General features: G+C 54.7%; 13 protein-coding genes and 3 tRNA genes. 4 read left to right on the top strand and 12 right to left on the bottom strand.

The window, feature by feature from the left end; translation table 11 throughout:
* Positions 1–28: 28 nt before the first annotated feature.
* The 7 genes from hflX to nnr all read right to left on the bottom strand — a co-directional run bounded on the left by hflX (position 29) and on the right by nnr (position 7,905).
* The gene (gene hflX / locus JGF26_RS17015; protein WP_028016440.1) at positions 29–1,309 is read right to left on the bottom strand and encodes a ribosome rescue GTPase HflX; all 1,281 of its coding nucleotides are present in this window, start codon (positions 1,307–1,309) and stop codon (positions 29–31) included.
* 73 nt (positions 1,310–1,382) lie between these two features.
* Positions 1,383–1,694 (bottom strand): RNA chaperone Hfq, encoded by a 312-nt coding sequence (gene hfq, locus JGF26_RS17010; protein WP_008502919.1) that lies wholly within the window; start codon positions 1,692–1,694, stop codon positions 1,383–1,385.
* A gap of 85 nt (positions 1,695–1,779) precedes the next feature.
* Positions 1,780–2,730 carry a tRNA (adenosine(37)-N6)-dimethylallyltransferase MiaA gene (miaA, locus tag JGF26_RS17005; protein WP_049005159.1) on the bottom strand — a complete coding sequence of 317 codons (951 nt, stop codon included), beginning with the start codon at positions 2,728–2,730 and terminating at the stop codon, positions 1,780–1,782.
* A complete protein-coding gene (gene mutL, locus JGF26_RS17000; protein ID WP_028016438.1) occupies positions 2,723–4,567 on the bottom strand; it encodes a DNA mismatch repair endonuclease MutL in 1,845 nt (614 codons plus the stop codon). Before mutL ends, miaA begins: the two co-directional genes overlap by 8 nt.
* Positions 4,568–4,576: 9 nt before the next feature.
* Complete coding sequence (amiB, locus tag JGF26_RS16995) at positions 4,577–5,911, bottom strand: N-acetylmuramoyl-L-alanine amidase AmiB (RefSeq protein WP_128348297.1); 1,335 nt, start codon at positions 5,909–5,911, stop codon at positions 4,577–4,579.
* A 16-nt stretch (positions 5,912–5,927) separates the two neighbouring features.
* Entirely contained in the window at positions 5,928–6,389 is a 462-nt protein-coding gene (tsaE, locus tag JGF26_RS16990; protein ID WP_128348298.1) for a tRNA (adenosine(37)-N6)-threonylcarbamoyltransferase complex ATPase subunit type 1 TsaE, read from the bottom strand.
* Positions 6,382–7,905, bottom strand: a complete 1,524-nt coding sequence (nnr, locus tag JGF26_RS16985) for a bifunctional ADP-dependent NAD(P)H-hydrate dehydratase/NAD(P)H-hydrate epimerase (protein ID WP_134708440.1) — start codon at positions 7,903–7,905, stop codon at positions 6,382–6,384. The genes tsaE and nnr overlap by 8 nt, the downstream gene beginning before the upstream one ends.
* On the opposite strand from nnr, the gene queG reads away from it, so the two are divergent.
* Entirely contained in the window at positions 7,904–9,043 is a 1,140-nt protein-coding gene (gene queG, locus JGF26_RS16980; RefSeq protein ID WP_028016434.1) for a tRNA epoxyqueuosine(34) reductase QueG, read from the top strand. The two genes, nnr and queG, sit on opposite strands and share 2 nt — an antisense overlap.
* Positions 9,044–9,313: 270 nt before the next feature.
* On the opposite strand, the gene JGF26_RS16975 is transcribed toward queG, so the two are convergent.
* The 4 genes from JGF26_RS16975 to orn all read right to left on the bottom strand — a co-directional run bounded on the left by JGF26_RS16975 (position 9,314) and on the right by orn (position 10,355).
* A tRNA-Gly gene (locus JGF26_RS16975) sits at positions 9,314–9,389 on the bottom strand.
* 36 nt (positions 9,390–9,425) lie between these two features.
* A tRNA-Gly gene (locus JGF26_RS16970) sits at positions 9,426–9,501 on the bottom strand.
* A gap of 36 nt (positions 9,502–9,537) precedes the next feature.
* A tRNA-Gly gene (locus JGF26_RS16965) sits at positions 9,538–9,613 on the bottom strand.
* 196 nt (positions 9,614–9,809) lie between these two features.
* Complete coding sequence (gene orn / locus JGF26_RS16960; protein ID WP_028016433.1) at positions 9,810–10,355, bottom strand: oligoribonuclease; 546 nt, start codon at positions 10,353–10,355, stop codon at positions 9,810–9,812.
* Between the two features lie 107 nt (positions 10,356–10,462).
* Between orn and rsgA the strand changes: the two genes are divergently transcribed.
* The 3 genes from rsgA (at position 10,463) to mscM (ending at position 15,924) form a co-directional block, all read left to right on the top strand.
* Positions 10,463–11,515 (top strand): small ribosomal subunit biogenesis GTPase RsgA, encoded by a 1,053-nt coding sequence (gene rsgA, locus JGF26_RS16955; RefSeq protein WP_032666746.1) that lies wholly within the window; start codon positions 10,463–10,465, stop codon positions 11,513–11,515.
* 97 nt (positions 11,516–11,612) lie between these two features.
* Positions 11,613–12,581 carry an archaetidylserine decarboxylase gene (gene asd / locus JGF26_RS16950; protein WP_134708439.1) on the top strand — a complete coding sequence of 323 codons (969 nt, stop codon included), beginning with the start codon at positions 11,613–11,615 and terminating at the stop codon, positions 12,579–12,581.
* A 19-nt stretch (positions 12,582–12,600) separates the two neighbouring features.
* On the top strand, positions 12,601–15,924 hold the full coding sequence (mscM, locus tag JGF26_RS16945) for a miniconductance mechanosensitive channel MscM (protein ID WP_028016430.1): 3,324 nt from the start codon (positions 12,601–12,603) through the stop codon (positions 15,922–15,924).
* 38 nt (positions 15,925–15,962) lie between these two features.
* Here mscM and yjeM read toward each other — a convergent pair whose 3' ends face one another.
* Positions 15,963–17,462, bottom strand: coding sequence for a glutamate/gamma-aminobutyrate family transporter YjeM (gene yjeM, locus JGF26_RS16940; protein WP_134708438.1), 1,500 nt, complete (start codon positions 17,460–17,462; stop codon positions 15,963–15,965).
* Between the last annotated feature and the right edge of the window lie 112 nt (positions 17,463–17,574).

Here is a 17,574-nt window from a genome sequence, read left to right as displayed (position 1 = left end):
GCGAATTATTCAGGCATCCCCTTTCTGATCAGACGATATAGTCGACCAGCGCAGGTTCTTGTTTACAGAGGCGACGCCAGTCAACGATCGGCATACGCACCTGCATCCCCACGCTGCCGTCATCCTCCATCCACTCTTTTTCTATCGCCTGAAGCTGATAAAACCGGCTGCGCAGCCTGCCTTCCTGTGGCGGCAATCGCAGCGTGTGCTGAGCTACCTCACCGGAAAGACGTTCTGTCAAAGCCTGGAAAAGCAGTGGCACACCAATACCGGACTGGGCAGAAAGCCAGACCCGAATCGGTTTGTTCTCTTCATCTCGATCAATACGCGGCTCGAAATCCTCCAGCATATCGATCTTGTTCATTACCAACAGCGTTGGGATCTCGTGGGCGTCGATCTCTTCGAGCACCACGTTTACCGCGTCGATGTTCTCCTGCACACGAACATCCGCCGCGTCAATCACGTGCACCAGCAGGGTCGCCTGTCGCGTCTCCTGCAGGGTAGCTTTAAACGCCGCCACCAGGTCGTGAGGCAAATGGCGGATAAACCCTACGGTATCCGCCAGCACTGTTTCACCCACATCGGCGACGTCAATACGACGTAACGTTGGGTCCAGGGTCGCAAACAACTGGTCTGCGGCATAAACCTGTGCCTCAGTAATCTGGTTAAACAGGGTGGATTTACCGGCGTTGGTATACCCCACCAGCGACACCGTTGGGATGTCGGCTTTTGAGCGTGCACGACGACCTTGCTCACGCTGTTTCTCAACGCGTTCCAGACGTGAGAGGATCTGGGTAATACGGCCACGCAGCAAACGACGGTCGGTTTCGAGCTGGGTTTCCCCCGGACCGCGTAAACCAATCCCGCCTTTCTGTCTCTCAAGGTGGGTCCAGCCACGCACAAGCCGCGTTGCCAGATGGCGCAACTGCGCCAGCTCAACCTGCAACTTACCTTCATGGGTACGCGCACGCTGAGCAAAAATGTCTAAAATCAAACCCGTGCGATCGATAACACGGCATTCGCAAAGCGCTTCCAGGTTACGTTCCTGGGCCGGAGACAGCGCATGATCAAACAACACAACTGAAGCGCCAGTTGCTTTTACGGCATCCGCAATTTCAACTGCTTTACCTTCACCAACAAAATACTTTGGGTGCGGCGCTTTACGGCTACCGGTAATCACCTGCATTGCTTCGACACCGGCGGAAGAGACCAGAGATTCAAACTCCTGGAGGTCTTCCATATCTTTGTCTTGCGAAAAATAGATGTGTACCAGCACCGCCTGCTCACCGGCATCATAACGGTCAAACAAGCGTAAACCTCTCTAAAAAGATCAGCGGGGAACGCAGGATCCCTGGCTCCCCGTGTGGATAACAGCAGAGACCTTATTCGGTCTCGTCGCTGTCCTGCGCTGGCGTTGAAGAACCCTGCGCGTTGCTGCCGTGATGGTAGTTACTGCCAGTGCCGCCGCCAGCGTTATTGCTGTGATGAGATACCGGACGAGACGGAACAACAGTAGAAATCGCGTGCTTGTAGACCATCTGACTGACCGTGTTTTTCAACAGGATCACGAACTGATCGAAAGACTCAATCTGACCTTGCAGCTTAATACCATTCACCAAATAAATAGAAACTGGAACACGTTCCCGACGCAATGCGTTCAGGAACGGATCTTGTAAAGATTGCCCCTTAGCCATTCTATCTTTTCCTTATATGCTTGTTTTGTACTTAGAACCTTGCGATTCTGAAAAATTGCGCACGATACGTCTCAATTGTACACATTCAGTGAGCGATATCACCAACAACCTCAATCACTTCGTTTAACGCCTGTTGCGGTTTTTCACTGTCTAACCAGTGAACCCCCTCCCAACCGCGCAACCAGGTGATCTGGCGCTTCGCTAACTGTCTCGTGGCGCAAACACCTCGATAAACCATTTCATCGTATGAAATCTCACCTTCAAGATACGACCACATCTGGCGGTATCCCACACAACGAATGGAAGGCATATCCGTATGCAAATCTCCACGGGCAAATAGCGCCCGCACTTCTGCTTCAAAATCTGAAGCTAACATCTGATGAAAACGCTGCTCAATTCGCTGATGGAGCAGTTCACGGCTCGCCGGGGCGATGGCGAACTGATGCACCTGATACGGCAGAGCCTCTCCTGACGTTTGCGTCAGTTCCGTTAAAGTTTTACCCGAAATGAAAAAAACTTCCAGTGCCCGGGAAAGCCTTTGCGGATCATTTGGATGGATCCGTGCTGCAGCAACCGGATCAATCTCTGCCAGTTGCTTGTGCAAAACGTCCCAGCCCTGCTCTGCCGCCTGCTGCTCAATTTTCGCTCTTACCTCAGGATCCGCTGATGGCAGTGGTGATAGCCCCTCCAGCAACGCCTTGAAATAGAGCATGGTTCCGCCAACCAATAGCGGTATACGTCCCGCCGCTGTTATCTCGGCCATCTCAGCTAAGGCATCCCGGCGGAAATCCGCTGCGGAGTAAGCCTGAGCAGGGTCGAGAATATCCAGCAAACGGTGCGGTGCCGCACGCAACTCTTCTGCGTCAGGCTTCGCCGTGCCGATGTCCATCCCCCGATAGATGAGGGCGGAATCAACGCTAATCAACTCTACGGGCAAAACTTTACGCAACTCAATGGCCAGTGCCGTTTTGCCGGAGGCCGTTGGACCCATCAAAAAAATCGCCTTAGGCAGGCTCGCCTTGCTTACGTCAATCATGTTTCAGGGCGTTCATCGCCGTTTGTAAATCAACAGGTTGTAATAGACCCCCTGGCGGCGATTTCACCAGTTGCGGACAAAGACGTTCAACCTCTGCCAGCACGCTAATGGCCTGCGCCATACTCCACGGCGTGTGTTCGCTTGCCAGATGACGGGCGATCCACTGCGCGGTGTTGGCGGCATCAAAGGATGTTTGCTGCGCCAGGTAGCCTATCAGTTCAGGAATCAAGTTTTGTAAATTTTGTTGGCGTAAGGGTAAAGGCACTGCACGAATTGTCACATGTTGTGGTTCGAGCACAATTTCAATGCCCATCTGCGCCAGTTGGGCCTCTGCACGTTGCAATACCCTTGTTTCTTCAGCGGATATTTTCAGACGAACCGGGATCAGCAGCGGCTGCGCGCAGGCCGAATTTTCTCCCGGAGTGAGCTGCACCTGTTTGAGCCAGCGTTCGGCTACCGGCAATGCCAGAAGCATCAATTTGCCGTCACGCTCAAGCAGTGCCATATCCGGTACGACAATCGTCAACACCCGGCCAAAGCTCTGGCTATGAGCGTCCAGGGAAGACGACGCTACCGGGATGTGTTCTTTGCGCTCCGCGGCTGGGGTTTCCAGCAGTTTGCGATACAACGCCCCCTGCTGCTTTTGATAGCCAGGCTGGGCGTTCGGGTAGTTTGCTCCCGTTGGGCGCGGAGCGCTCCCTGCAGAGGAGAAACGCGGCGCTTCCGGCTCACGTACCGCAGCGGGTTCCGCAAAATGGTTCCGGCCCGCAGCAACACGGTTTTCCGGGAACGAACGTGGGGCAGGCTCTTCATTTTCCAGTGGCAACACCGGTTCAACCTGCTGTTGCAATACGCTCAGCACGCCCTGATAGATAAAATCGTGTACCAGTCGTGACTGGTGGAACCTTACTTCATGCTTGGCTGGATGGACGTTCACGTCGACCTGATGCGGGTCGATCTCCAGATAAAGCACAAAAGCAGGTTGCTGGTCGGCTCCGAGCTTATCTTCGCAGGCCTGACGAATGGCGTGATTAATGAGACGGTCCCGCATCATGCGGCCATTCACGTAGCAATACTGGATCTCCGCGAACGCCGCGCTGCTGGCGTTTGGGTCAGCCACCCAGCCGCGTAAAGCCAGATCGCCATGCTGCCACTCAATGGCCAGCGCCTGTTCCAGAAACGGTGTTCCACAGATAGTTCCCAGTCGACGCTCTTTCTGCCCGCCTTCGGCCACCGCTCTGTACTGGCGCATCACTTTGCCATTATGACTGAGGTTAATGGTGACATCGAAACGGGCCAGCGCGATACGACGGATGATTTCGTCGATATGGCCGAACTCGGTTTTTTCGGTACGCATGAACTTGCGTCGGGCGGGAGTGTTGTAGAACAGATCCAGGACTTCCAGCGTCGTACCGACAGGATGCGCCGCAGGTTTGACCGTCACATCCATATCGCGCCCTTCAGCATAGGCCTGCCAGGCTTCTGCCTGGTCAGCCGTGCGGGAGGTCAGCGTCAAACGGGAAACCGAGCTGATACTGGCCAGCGCTTCACCGCGAAAACCGAGGCTTATGATGGCTTCCAGATCATCCAGAGAAGCAATTTTACTGGTAGCGTGACGAGCCAGCGCTAACGCCAGCTCGTCTTTTTTGATACCACAGCCGTTATCACGAATGCGGATTAGCTTCGCGCCACCGCGTTCAATATCAATATCAATGCGGGTCGCGCCCGCATCGAGGCTGTTTTCCACCAGCTCCTTCACCACCGACGCAGGGCGTTCTACCACCTCACCGGCGGCGATTTGGTTCGCAAGCTGCGGCGGTAGAACCTGAATCGGCATGAATTCTCCTTAGTTGGTCGCAGTTATCTCGCCAGGCTGCGCGGCACTGGCCGTCTGAGCTGCCCCGCCCTGTGGCGCGGACTGCAGAGGATGCGCCTCAAAATATTTACGCAAACCGTTATAAATGGCTTCGGCAAGTTGCTGCTGGTAGCTGTCGCTGCCCAGCAGACGCTCTTCACTGTTATTGCTGATAAAGCCTGTCTCCACCAGAATGGATGGAATATCCGGCGAACGCAGAACCCCCAGGCTCGCATGCTCCGGACGACGCTTATGCAATGCTCCGATGCCCTGCAACTGATTCAATACGTTAGTGGCGACATCATAACCGACGCGCTGGGAATGACCGAACTGTAAATCCAGCACTGCCTGGCTGAGATATGGATCTGACTGGCTGTTTGCCAGCACATCACCCGCACCGCCTAACAGTTCAGACTGTTTCTCGTGCTCTTCCAGCCAGTTTGCCATTTCGCTGTTCGCCCTGCGGTTCGAAAGCACCCATACCGATGCGCCAGTCGCGCTACGGTTTGGCGCTGCATCCGCATGAATGGAGACCAGGAAGTTGGCATTTTGTTTACGCGCCACATCTGAGCGGCCCATTACAGAGATAAAATAGTCGCCGTCGCGAGTCAGAACGCCTTTGAACATCGGATCATCGTTTAACAACGTCCGCAGCTTACGAGCTACCGCAATCGTGACGTTTTTCTCCCGTGTGCCACCAGGACCAATCGCGCCGGGATCCTGACCACCATGCCCTGCATCAATCGCGATAATCACCTTATCACCACTAACCGCGTGCCGTGTGCTGGCCGCAGGACGCGTGACGGTATTACTGCTGGTGACGCTGGTAATGCGGTCGCTGTCCGATTTAAACGGATTACGTGCAGGTTCAGAAGGACGCGGCGTGTAAACTGGTTCTTCGACGCGTTTTGCCACCACTGGCGGAGGCGGTGGTGGAGGTACATCAGCATTGATGGTAAAAACCACCGTATAGTTCGCGCCGTTTTGTTGCTTGACCGCCTTCGTTTTGCCCTTTTCGGTGAGATCAACCACCAGGCGCAATGACTGGCTATCTTGTGGTGTGCCTGAGCGAATGCTCTTCACCAGATTGTTACCGCTGAACTGCAGCGGTAATCCCTGAATCACTCCGGTTTGTTTGATATCCAGCGCCACGCTGTGGCTGTCTGGCTGTGAAAAAGCGTATTCAGGGTCACCCATAAAACTGAATGTGATCCGGGCCTGGCTTTCACCGTTCGATACCTGAATATCTGAGAGGTTAGCCGCCCCGGCCTGCGCGCACAGCAGCACGGTGGCAGCCAATAACCAACTTTTAACGCGATTAATCATCCCGTTATCCCTAAGCTTAACCGGCTAAACGAGCCAGTAAGGAACACCCTGATGAGGAAACCGCACTGATGCGTGCCTCACGCCCTTGTGCCTGGTAATCTAAGTGAATTTCGACATCCGGGTCAGGCAACACACCCGCACCTTGTTGCGGCCACTCCACCAGGCAAATGGCATCATTGGCAAAATAATCACGGATCCCCATAAATTCCAGCTCCTCAGGATCCGCAAGGCGGTATAAATCGAAGTGGTACACCATGAGATTTTCAAGGGTGTACGGTTCTACCAGCGTGTAGGTTGGGCTTTTCACATTCCCCCTATGCCCTAACGCCTGTAAAAAGCCCCGGCTGAAGGTGGTTTTACCCGCACCTAAATCACCATACAGATAAATGACGGTTGCCCCCTGACAGGCCTGCGCCACGCGCTTGCCGAGATCTAAAGTGGCTTGTTCATCAGGTAAAGGAATCGCTCGATTAGTCATTTTCTACGTCAATCACATCCGGGTTAACAACACGCCGCAGCGTGCAAAAAAGATCGGTGGCCAGCATACCGCGTGTACCGTAACGTGCAGCCAGTTGATCTGCCGCTGCACCATGAGCCACGCAGCCCGCACAGGCTGCATCATAAAGGGGAAGTTTCTGTCCAAGCAATGCGCCAATGATGCCTGAAAGCACATCACCCATTCCGCCACTCGCCATGCCCGCATTTCCGGCATCAATAATGCCCAGCGCCTCGTCACTGGCGACGACGGTTCCTGCCCCTTTCAAAACGGCAACACCTCCGTAACGTTTTACCAGACGCTGAGCAGAAAGTAAGCGATCGCTTTCAATTTCTGCCACGCTGCAGTTAAGCAGACGCGCGGCTTCGCCGGGGTGTGGCGTCAGAATGCGATTGTGACGCTTATCCGGGTTGATTGCCAGAAGGTTCAGTGCGTCAGCATCCCACAGCATCGGTTTACGAAAATTCTCGACCTTTTGCAGGGCCTGTTTACCCCACGCCTGCTGCCCAAGCCCGGGGCCGATAACGACCACATCTGCCCACTCGAGGCTTTCCTCGAGCATCGGGAGCGTAAGCTCATGCACCATCAACTCGGGTCTGGCAGTAACGATCGGCGCAATATTCTCGATGCGCGTGAGGACTCGCACCAGACCAGCACCGCTTCGCAATGCCGCTTCACCCGCCATGCGGATAGCCCCCGCCGTACCGTAGTCCCCCCCGACAATCACCAGTTTGCCATGATCGCCTTTATGGGATGTGGGACGTCTCGGGGGCAGCCACTCTGCAAGCTGCGAAGCATCAATGCGCGAAAGGTGCGTTTCCTGACCAGCTAACCAGCTGTCCAGACCCAGCGCATTGTGGTGCAGTACGCCGACCACACCCCGCGCTTTGCCGGTCAGTAAACCCGGCTTCAGGGCGATGAATGTTACCGTATGCGCCGCCTGAATCACTGCCCCCGGCGTCGCGCCAGTTTGTGCTATCAGGCCTGAGGGAATATCCAGCGCCACCACCGGCGCGGAATGGCAATTGGCATGTGTAATCAACGCGGTAATGTTCTCACGCGGCGCACTGCGTAGACCGGTCCCGAGCAGACCATCAATAATCAGATCCATATCCTCCGGCCAGAGGATATCAGGTGCATGAATCACACCGCCGGCATTCAGCCAGGCATCTCGGGCCGCGCTGGCCTCCTCCGGCAGCGGTTTATCACTCACCAGCGCCAGCAACGTGACGCGGATACCCGCTGCAACGGCGAGACGGGCGACAACATAACCGTCACCGCCGTTATTGCCGTGCCCGCACAAAACCAACCAGTGTCTGGATTGCGGGTATGCATTGTGGGCAACGTTAAACGCGGCTTCGCCAGCACGCTGCATGAGTTCATATAGGGTGATACCGAGGCTGTCTGCTGCCTCTTTTTCGGCGCGCCAGAGGTCGTCCGCATGCCAGATGGAATGTGGTATACTTGCGGGGTTTTTCTTCACTGTATGGTCCGTCATGTCACAGCCCCTCGATCTCAATCAGTTAGCGCAAAAAATTAAACAGTGGGGTGCTGAGCTTGGCTTCCAGAAGGTAGGCATTACCGATACCGACCTCTCCGCCAGCGAGCCGAAACTACAAGCCTGGCTGGACAAACAATACCACGGCGAAATGGAGTGGATGGCGCGTCATGGCATGATGCGCGCCCGTCCGCACGAGCTTTTGCCGGGCACATTACGTGTCATCAGCGTACGCATGAACTACCTGCCCGCCAACGCGGCTTTTGCGCGCACGCTAAAAAACCCCTCGCTGGGTTACGTCAGCCGGTACGCCCTTGGACGTGATTACCATAAACTTCTGCGTAACCGTTTAAAAAAACTCGGGGAAACTATTCAGCAGCACTGTGTTTCGCTGAATTTTAGACCCTTTGTCGATTCTGCGCCTATTCTTGAGCGCCCGATCGCTGAAAAAGCCGGGCTTGGCTGGACAGGTAAGCACTCACTTATCCTTAGCCGCGACGCCGGATCGTTCTTCTTCCTCGGGGAACTGCTGATTGATTTACCGCTGCCGGTAGACGGCCCGGTAGAGGAAGGTTGTGGCCGCTGCGTGGCCTGTATGACCATCTGCCCCACCGGCGCGATCGTTGAACCCTATACTGTTGATGCTCGCCGCTGCATCTCCTACCTCACTATCGAACTGGAAGGTGCGATCCCTGAGGAGTTCCGGCCGCTTATCGGCAACCGAATCTACGGCTGCGATGACTGTCAGCTGATCTGCCCATGGAACCGCTATTCACAACTCACGGATGAAGAAGATTTCAGTCCGCGTAAAGCTCTGCACGCACCGCAACTCGTTGAGCTGTTCGCCTGGAGCGAAGCCTGGTTCCTGAAAGTGACAGAAGGGTCTGCCATTCGTCGCATTGGCCATCTGCGCTGGCTACGTAATGTTGCCGTTGCACTGGGGAATGCGCCCTGGGATGAAGCCAATATTCAGGCGCTCGAAAGCCGCAGAGGTGAGCACCCACTTCTCGATGAACACATAGAATGGGCGGTTGCACAGCAAATCGAGAAGCGAAATGCCTGCGTAGTCGAGGTGCAATTACCGAAGAAACAACGCCTGGTGAGGGTGATTGAGAAAGGGCTTACGCGCGACGCATAATATATTCACAGCCTGTGTATAAAAATACAAACTCAAGCAGCATCGGGACTGGAGAAGAGGTCAAGTGATCTCAATAACATTTTGAAATCAAATTTTATTCATATAATACAGCCAATTACACGAATACTATTCACCCTGCTAAGTTTTTAGCCGATTCCGATTAAACGTAATTTCTGTGGATAACTCTGTTCACAAGAGTATTTCAGAGACAACAGAAAACGTCCCCAACGACTCTTTTCGCTGTGGATATTTTAAAGATGAAGAAGAATTTGGAGCGGGAAACGAGACTCGAACTCGCGACCCCGACCTTGGCAAGGTCGTGCTCTACCAACTGAGCTATTCCCGCTTGGGTGGTGCGTGCTGTGGAAGCACTTTCAAATTTTGGAGCGGGAAACGAGACTCGAACTCGCGACCCCGACCTTGGCAAGGTCGTGCTCTACCAACTGAGCTATTCCCGCTTGGGTGGTGCATGCTTTAAAAGCACTTTCAAATTTTGGAGCGGGAAACGAGACTCGAACTCGCGACCCCGACCTTGGCAAGGTCGTGCTCTACCAACTGAGCTATTCCCGCAAATCTGTACTGCTTTTGTTGCTGTCGTAACGTGTAATTCTCTGTCGTTACGGGAGGCGCATTATACGAGAAATCCTTTTAGCTGCAACCCCCCTGAAAGCGATTTTTTCGAAATTCAGTTCAAATGCTTATTTAATCGGCAAGCTGCACAATTTAACGGCAAAAACCCGGCCACGCAAGGCGCCGGATCTCAAAATCACAGCTTAATGAAGTTTTCGCGGTAATACGCCAGCTCCGCAACAGACTCACGAATATCGTCCATTGCCTGATGCGTCCCCTGTTTTTTAAAGCCATCCAGGATTTCAGGTTTCCAGCGACGAGCCAGCTCTTTCAGGGTGCTCACATCCAGATAGCGGTAGTGGAAGTAAGACTCGAGCTCCGGCATGTACTTAAACAGAAAGCGGCGATCCTGGCCGATGCTATTACCACAGATTGGCGATTTGCCTGCCGGAACCCACTGTTTCAGGAATTCAAGCGTCGCCAGCTCCGCCTCACGGTCACCCTGAGTACTGGCCTTCACGCGATCCACCAGACCGCTGCCGGTATGGGTACGCACGTTCCAGTCATCCATCAATGCAAGCTGTTCATCAGATTGATGAACAGCAATCGTCGGTCCTTCCGCCAGAATATTCAGGTTGGCATCGGTCACCAGGGTTGCAATCTCAATGATGCGATCGCGCTCGGGATCCAGCCCGGTCATTTCAAGATCGATCCAAATCAGGTTGTTTTCATCCGCGCTCATGTTATTTTCCACCCTTCTCGCATAACCGGCAGTAGCAGGTTAACTAGTATTAATTAGAGTGTATCATAGAGGTTTTGCCCCTTACGGGCGACCAGGAGCCAGCGCGATTGAGTAAAAATAAACTCTCCAAAGGGCAGCAGCGCCGCGTGAATGCCAATCACCAGCGCCGTCTTAAAACCACTTCGGAGAAGGTCGATTACGACGACAACCTCTTTGGCGAACCAACGGAAGGCGTAGTCATCAGCCGTTTCGGTATGCATGCCGACGTGGAATCCGCCGATGGTGAGATCCACCGCTGCAACATCCGCCGGACCATTCGTTCTCTGGTGACCGGTGACCGCGTCGTCTGGCGTCCGGGTAAAGAGGCGGCGGAAGGTGTTACGGTAAAAGGTATCGTTGAAGCGGTCCATGAGCGCACGTCTGTGTTAACCCGTCCCGATTTCTACGACGGCGTGAAACCGATTGCCGCCAACATTAACCAAATCGTTATCGTCTCGGCGATTTTGCCTGAACTTTCACTCAATATTATCGACCGATACCTCGTCGCCTGCGAAACACTGCAGGTTGAACCGATTATCGTGCTGAACAAAATCGATCTGCTGGATGACGAAGGAATGGCTTTCGTCAATGAACAGATGGATATCTATCGCAAGATTGGATACCGCGTTCTGATGGTCTCCAGCTACACCAAAGATGGCCTGAAACCGCTGGAAGAGGCGCTCACCGATCGTATCAGCATCTTCGCGGGTCAATCCGGCGTGGGTAAATCGAGCCTGCTGAATAACCTGCTTGGTCTCCAGCAGGAGATCCTCACCAACGATGTGTCTGATGTCTCGGGTCTGGGCCAGCACACGACCACCGCATCACGCCTGTATCACTTCCCACATGGCGGCGATGTGATCGACTCTCCGGGGGTGCGCGAATTCGGTTTATGGCATCTCGAGCCGGAACAAATCTTCAACGGATTTGTCGAATTCCATGATTATTTAGGCGCTTGCAAATACCGCGACTGTAAACACGATAACGACCCAGGTTGCGCTATCCGTGAAGCGGTAGAGAACGGTGAAATCGCGGAGACTCGCTTCGAGAATTACCACCGTATTCTTGAGAGCATGGATCAAGTAAAAACGCGTAAAAACTTTTCTGATTCTGATAACTGACAACTAAGCTAAGCATCGCTAAAATCGTCCCCTTTTTTCAGGTTCCGGTGCTCTGCCACCGGATCAGGAACGACAAAACAATGGCCTGGAGGCTACCTTGTTAAACGCATTTAAACTTTCGCTTCAATACATTCTGCCGAAACTGTGGCTCACTCGCCTGGCGGGCTGGGGCGCAAGCAAACGAGCAGGCTGGCTGACCAAACTGGTCATCGACCTTTTCGTAAAATATTACAAGGTCGACATGAAAGAGGCGCAGAAGCCGGATACCGCCAGCTACCGCACCTTCAACGAGTTTTTCGTCCGTCCGCTGCGCGACGAGGTTCGTCCGGTTGATACCGATCCTAACGTGCTGGTGATGCCTGCAGATGGCGTGATTAGCCAGTTAGGTAACATCGAAGACGACAAAATCCTGCAGGCGAAGGGCCACAACTACAGCCTGGAGGCCTTACTGGCGGGTAACTACCTGATGGCAGACCTGTTCCGTGACGGTACGTTTGCCACCACGTATCTGTCACCGCGCGACTACCACCGCGTGCACATGCCGTGCAACGGTATTCTGCGTGAAATGATCTACGTTCCGGGCGATCTGTTCTCCGTGAACCATCTGACCGCGCAAAACGTACCAAACCTGTTTGCCCGTAACGAACGCGTCATCTGCCTGTTTGATACTGAATTTGGCCCAATGGCGCAGATTCTGGTGGGTGCCACCATCGTAGGCAGCATCGAAACCGTCTGGGCAGGCACCATCACTCCGCCACGTGAAGGCGTGATCAAGCGCTGGACCTGGCCTGCCGGTGAAGCGGAAGGCTCTGTCGCCCTGCTGAAAGGTCAGGAGATGGGTCGCTTCAAGCTGGGCTCTACCGTGATCAACCTTTTTGCGCCGGGCAAAGTGAAGCTGGCTGAACAGCTCGAAAGCCTGTCGGTCACCAAACTGGGCCAGCCGCTGGCGGTCTCTACCGAAACCTTCGTGACGCCAGATGCAGAACCTGCTCCGCTGTCACAGGAAGAGATTAACGCCGAGCACGACGCCAGCCCGCTGGTTGACGACAAAAAAGACGAAGGCTAACAACAGAAGGATCGCTGACGTGCGCCCGATTATCGTTCTACTGATGGCCTGGTGCCTCAGCATGGGGGCGTACGCAGCGACAGCCCCCGACGCCAAACAGATAACGCAGGAACTGGAGCAGGCAAAAGCGGCCAAACCCGCTCAGCCAGAGACCGTCGAGTCGCTCCAGTCTGCCCTGAACGCGCTTGAGGAGCGGAAAGGCTCCCTTGAGCGCGCTCAGCAATATCAGCAGGTTATCGACAACTTCCCCAAACTCTCGCAGACGCTGCGCGCGCAGCTCAATAATTTGCGTGACGAACCGCGCGACGTGCCCGCAGGCATGACCTCGGACGCCCTGAACCAGGAGATCCTGCAGGTCAGCAGCCAGCTTCTGGAAAAGAGCCGCCTTGCCCAGCAGGAGCAGGAGCGAGCGCGTGAAATTGCCGACTCCCTCAGCCAGCTTCCGCAACAGCAAACCGATGCCCGCCGTCAGCTCAACGAGGTTGAACGCCGCGTCGGCACACAAACCGGCAACACGCCGCAAAACCAGGCACAAAACCTTGGGCTGCAGGCTGAGTCTGCCCGCCTGAAAGCGCTGGTCGATGAACTGGAGCTGGCGCAGCTCTCCGCCAATAACCGCCAGGAGCTATCGCGGATGCGTTCAGAACTGGCGCAAAAACAGAGCGAACAGCTTGATGCTTATCTCCAGGCGCTACGTAACCAGCTGAATAGCCAGCGCCAGCGCGAGGCCGAACGCGCGCTGGAAAGTACCGAGCTACTGGCGGAAAACAGCGCTAACCTGCCCGTCGGCATCGTCGATCAGTTCAAGATCAACCGTGAGCTTTCAGCGGCACTGAACCAGCAGGCACAGCGTATGGACCTGGTCGCTTCACAACAGCGGCAGGCGACGAACCAAACCCTGCAGGTCCGCCAGGCGCTCAACACTCTGCGCGAACAGTCGCAGTGGCTTGGGTCATCAAACCTGCTGGGCGAGGCGTTACGAGCTCAGGTTGCACGCCTGCCGGAAATGCCGAAGCCGCAGCAGTTGGATACCGAGATGGCCCAGCTACGCGTTCAGCGACTGCACTTTGAAGATCTTCTCAATAAACAACCGCAAATTCGCCAGATCCGTCAGGCTGACGGGCAACCTCTGAGCAGTGAGCAAAACCGGATCCTTGAAGCCCAGTTGCGCACCCAGCGTGAACTCCTGAACTCACTGCTCCAGGGCGGTGATACGCTGATCCTCGAGCTTACCAAGCTGAAGGTATCAAACAGTCAGCTTGAAGATGCGCTGAAAGAGGTAAACGAGGCAACGCACCGTTACCTCTTCTGGACCTCTGACGTGCGTCCAATGACTTTCTCGTGGCCAATTGAGATTGTTCAGGATCTGCGCCGCCTGATTTCACTGGACACCTTCAGCCAGCTGGGACAGGCCAGCGTGATGATGCTCACCAGCAAAGAGACCATTTTCCCACTGCTGGGCGCATTGATTCTGGTGGGCTTTAGCATTTACTCGCGCAGACATTTCACCCGTTTTCTGGAGCGTTCCAGTTCGCGCGTGGGGAAAGTCACCCAGGATCACTTCTGGCTGACGCTCCGCACGGTGTTCTGGTCGATTCTCGTGGCCTCTCCCCTACCGGTATTGTGGATGACGCTGGGGTACGGCCTGCGGGAAGCCTGGCCCTATCCGCTCGCCGTGGCGATAGGCGATGGCGTCACCGCGACGGTTCCACTGCTGTGGGTCGTGATGATTTGCGCCACATTCGCGCGGCCAAATGGCCTGTTCATCGCCCACTTTGGCTGGCCGCGTAATCGTGTTGCACGCGCTATGCGTTACTATCTGATGAGCATCGGACTGATTGTGCCACTCATTATGGCGCTGATTATGTTCGATAATCTTAACGACCGGGAGTTCTCAGGCTCACTGGGTCGCCTCTGCTTTATGCTGATATGCGGGGCGCTGGCCATCGTCACGCTCAGCCTGAAACGCGCCGGTATACCGCTCTATCTTGATAAATCCGGTAGCGGCGACAACATGTTCAACCGCCTGCTCTGGAACCTGCTGCTGAGCGCTCCGCTGATTGCGATGCTGGCAGCGGCGGTGGGTTACCTGGCGACTTCGAAGGCGCTGCTGGCGCGGCTGGAAACCTCGGTGGCGATCTGGTTCCTGCTTCTGGTGGTGTATCACGTCATCCGTCGCTGGATGTTGATTCAGCGCCGCCGTCTGGCCTTCGACCGTGCCAAGCATCGCCGGGCAGAAATCCTCGCTCAGCGTGCGCGGGGTGAGGATGAGCCAAACCACGTCAACAGCACGGAAGGGACGACGGAGGCGGACGATGTCGAACTGGATCTGGATGCCATCAGTACCCAGTCCCTGCGCCTGGTGCGCTCTATCCTGATGCTGATTGCTCTCCTGTCGGTGATCGTGCTGTGGTCGGAAATTCACTCCGCGTTTGGCTTCCTGGAGAACATCTCTCTCTGGGACGTGACATCTACAGTTCAGGGCGTGGAAAGTCTGGAGCCTATAACCTTAGGTTCAGTACTGATTGCCATTCTGGTGTTGATCATTACTACCCAACTGGTACGTAACTTCCCGGCGCTCCTGGAGCTGGCTCTGCTGCAACATCTGGATTTAACCCCCGGCACGGGCTACGCCATTACCACCATCACTAAATACCTGATCCTGCTCTTTGGCGGGATGGTGGGTTTCTCAATGATTGGCATTGAGTGGTCTAAATTACAGTGGCTGGTCGCTGCGCTGACATTTGGACTTGGCTTTGGCATGCAGGAAATTTTCGCTAACTTTGTTTCCGGCCTGATCATCCTGTTTGAAAAACCGATTCGTATAGGCGATACGGTGACGATCCGCGATCTGACCGGTAGCGTAACGAAGATCAATACCCGCGCCACAACGATCAGCGACTGGGACCGTAAAGAGATCATCGTGCCGAACAAGGCATTCATCACCGAACAGTTCATCAACTGGTCGCTGTCAGACTCGGTCACACGTGTGGTGCTGACACTACCGGCACCGTCGGATGCCAACAGTGAAGAGGTGACACAAATTCTCTACACCGCAGCCGAGCGCTGCACGCTGGTGCTCGATAACCCGGCACCGGAAGTATTCCTGGTCGATTTGCAGCAGGGGATTCAGATTTTCGAGCTGCGTATTTACGCTGCAGAAATGGGACACCGTATGCCGCTGCGCCACGAGATCCACCAGCTGATTCTGGCTGGCTTCCGCGAGCATGGTATTGATATGCCATTCCCACCGTTCCAGATGCGTCTGGAAAGTCTGGACGGACGTAAAACGGGAAGAACATTGACGTCGGCGGCACGTAAGCGCCCGGCGGGAAGCCTGTAAATCTTCGCCCCTCTCTTTCGGGAGGGGCGTTTTAACCGCTACACCGCTTCCGTGACGTACGCCACTGAGCGTCGGCGGTAATTCTCATAAATCCCCATCGCCAGCAGCGAGAAGAAGATCGGGCCGCCAACCATCCACATCGCGCTGTTCCAGTCATTCGCCTCAATCACTGGCTGAATGACAGTGAAGATATTCGCGAACGCCACCACCAGCACGACCACAGTCGTCGCCAGTAGCGTTGACGTGCGGGTTTTAAAAATCACAAACGGACGTTCAAGACCCTGCTTCGCTTTGAAGAACGGGAACGCCAGCGTCAGGAACAGATACGGCAGCGTCATTGACACGTTCGCCATCAGGGTCAGCTTGTTATAAAACGCTGACGCGGTATCACCGCCAAACGACACCAGCAGAATGAACACGCACACCAACAGGCATTGCATCCACATCGCGTTGGCAGGCATTCCCGCCGTATTCAGTTGCGTCATACGCGCTGGCCACAGCGCTTTTGGCGTACCCTGAATAATCGCTTTCAGCGGCGAGTAGATCAGCGTAAAGAACGCGCCGGTATAGGCGAGGAACATTGACAGGCCGGTAATGCGCGCAAACCAGATGCCCATTGTCACCGCCGCTTCCGGCGTCAGGTTCATCGCCTGTCCCAGCGTCATTCCCAGGCTTTTCATCAACACATAAGTAATGTTGCCAAGGTTAGTGGTGTTGTTGCTCAACACCTGCTGCCAGTTGGTACTGACCCCCCAGAGGAAGATTGCCAGCGAATAGCCAATGGAAATGACGATGGCGGCAAATATAATCCCTTTCGCGAAGTTCTTTTCCGGGTTCTCCGTTTTGTCGACCAGACCCCCTACCGCCTCGATACCACCGTAGGCGAAAATGGCGAATACCACGAAAGAGAGCATCGCAAGGCCGGACTGATAACTTGGGTTAGGCGAAGCAACAAAGTTCACCTCCTGCGCAAAGTGACCGCCGTTCAGGCACAGAATAGCGATACTGACCAGGAGCAGCACCAGATTCAAACACATCACTGCGATCCCGCCCACGGCGGTAATCCGGGCAATCTTATTGATGCCTTTAGACGCGACCAGCGTCACAACCACCATCCAGCAAACGGCCAGAATCCCGACCACCTGTGTAGAACTGAGGCCCGCCAGAGACCAGACCTGGGTTTTATCGCTACCGAAAACAAACGTCGAGAACGGTACCCAAACTTTGGCCGCAGTACTGACCATCCAGACAACGTAAGAGGAGAACCACATAAACGTGCCAATAAACGCGTAGCGCGGGCCGATACTGTTATTCATCCACGAGTAGATCCCTCCTTCTTCTTTCCGGTATGCCGACCCCATTTCCGCCATCATCAGCGCGAATGGGATGAAGAAGAACAGGGCTGAAACGATATAGAACGGCGTCGCACTGTAACCCATCAGGTAAAAGGCCGACGGACTATTAGCGAAGCCAAAGACGGAGGTAAAAATCATCAGGATGAGCCCGGTGAGGGTCATCTTTTTGAGTGAGTGGGACATAGAACCATCCAAAGGAAATTAATCTGCGCGGATGGTAGCAGAAGACCAGACAAAAATTGTGCCTATAGGGAGCAAATTAAGAAAAAGACCCGTGTATAGAGAATGTGGCAGT

Origin of the sequence: Enterobacter sp. E1 (assembly GCF_016809815.1) — a bacterium.
GTDB lineage: Bacteria > Pseudomonadota > Gammaproteobacteria > Enterobacterales > Enterobacteriaceae > Enterobacter > Enterobacter adelaidei.
Note: the sequence above shows the minus strand (reverse complement) of the source record. Positions and strands in the feature narration are given on the sequence as shown.

Bases quoted from the DNA above. Each gene is read 5' to 3' on its own strand.
- hfq (WP_008502919.1), bottom strand. From the start codon at position 1,694: ATGGCTAAGGGGCAATCTTTACAAGATCCGTTCCTGAACGCATTGCGT.
- miaA (WP_049005159.1), bottom strand. From the start codon at position 2,730: ATGATTGACGTAAGCAAGGCGAGCCTGCCTAAGGCGATTTTTTTGATG.
- mutL (WP_028016438.1), bottom strand. From the start codon at position 4,567: ATGCCGATTCAGGTTCTACCGCCGCAGCTTGCGAACCAAATCGCCGCC.
- amiB (WP_128348297.1), bottom strand. From the start codon at position 5,911: ATGATTAATCGCGTTAAAAGTTGGTTATTGGCTGCCACCGTGCTGCTG.
- tsaE (WP_128348298.1), bottom strand. From the start codon at position 6,389: ATGACTAATCGAGCGATTCCTTTACCTGATGAACAAGCCACTTTAGAT.
- queG (WP_028016434.1), top strand. From the start codon at position 7,904: ATGTCACAGCCCCTCGATCTCAATCAGTTAGCGCAAAAAATTAAACAG.
- nnr (WP_134708440.1), bottom strand. From the start codon at position 7,905: ATGACGGACCATACAGTGAAGAAAAACCCCGCAAGTATACCACATTCC.
- orn (WP_028016433.1), bottom strand. From the start codon at position 10,355: ATGAGCGCGGATGAAAACAACCTGATTTGGATCGATCTTGAAATGACC.
- yjeM (WP_134708438.1), bottom strand. From the start codon at position 17,462: ATGTCCCACTCACTCAAAAAGATGACCCTCACCGGGCTCATCCTGATG.